This window comes from Nocardia acididurans (genome assembly GCF_016741815.1).
GTDB classification, from domain to species: Bacteria; Actinomycetota; Actinomycetes; order Mycobacteriales; family Mycobacteriaceae; genus Nocardia; species Nocardia acididurans.
Map to the genome: position 1 here is coordinate 1 of NZ_JAERRJ010000051.1, position 1177 is coordinate 1177.

At 64.3% G+C, this 1177-nt stretch carries 1 protein-coding gene; it reads left to right on the forward strand.

All coding sequences use genetic code 11. The features are described from left to right. The first annotated feature begins 45 nt into the window (after positions 1–45). The gene (locus JK358_RS38740; RefSeq protein ID WP_201958872.1) at positions 46–1041 is read left to right on the forward strand and encodes a TauD/TfdA family dioxygenase; all 996 of its coding nucleotides are present in this window, start codon (positions 46–48) and stop codon (positions 1039–1041) included. Positions 1042–1177 lie beyond the last annotated feature (136 nt).

Genomic DNA, 1177 nt, shown 5'->3' on the forward strand with positions numbered 1-1177 from the left:
TAGCTCTTCCGTTCAGACATCATCTCTCGACCAGGAGTACCGCTGATGACGGCCGCTGCCTCGTATCAACCAATCCAGTCGCCAGCGGTGTGGAAGGGGGCCAACCTCACCGACCCCGCTGAATGGGCCACAGTCCTCACCGACGCGCAGCGCCACGAGATCGCCGATTCCGCTCGCACGGCAGCCGCGGCCGGTCTGACCGCCGCGACCGTGAGCTGTGAGGACCTGCCGCTTCCCACGCTGACCGAGTTACTGCAGGAATGGGCCCGAACTCTTTCACTCGGCCGCGCCTTCGTCCTGATCCGCCGATTCCCGCACGACCTACTTACGCCCGAGGAAACCGAACTCGCCTACGTCGGGCTCGGGCTACATCTGGGCACCCCCGTCAGTCAGAACGCCGCAGGTGACCTCCTCGGACACGTCCGAGATGAACGAATCCCACGCACCGGCCCTGGCGTGCGGCTCTACACCACCAACCAGCGCCAGGACTTCCACACCGACGGCTCGGACCTGGTCGGATTGCTCTGCCTGCACAGCGCGCGAACCGGCGGCGAAAGCCGCATCGCCAGCTCGTCGGCCGTCTACAACCACATCCTCGCCGAACGCCCCGACCTCATCGAGGTGCTTCGCCAGCCGTTACACTGGGACCGCAACGACGAGCAATCACCCGGCGAGACACCATATTTCACGCTCCCCGCGATCCACGATGTCAACGGCACCCCGCGAATCTTCTACATCGGCTGGTACATCCGCGACGCCCAACGCCACCCCGGCGTCCCGCCCCTGACCCACCAGCAACTCGAAGCCATGCAGATGCTCGAGGACACCGCCAACGACCCCCGCTTCTACCTGCCGATGGAATTCGCTCCCGGCGACGTGCAGATCCTCAACAACGCGAAGATACTGCACAGCCGCGAGGCATACACCGACCACGAAGACCCGGCGCGACGACGCCACCTGCTGAGGCTATGGCTTACCGCTCATAACTTCGCCACCGTCGAAGACCTACTCCGGGGCGGAATACCGCCACGTCAGGACTGACCGGTTGCTTGCGGTCGGATGCGAACGGGGCGTTCAGATCCCGGCTCGCTGAAGGTCATTCAAGACCTCATCGACCGCGTCGCAAAGGTCGCGCATCGTGGGTATGAGCGAACCGAAGTCGCCTGCATCGTTGATC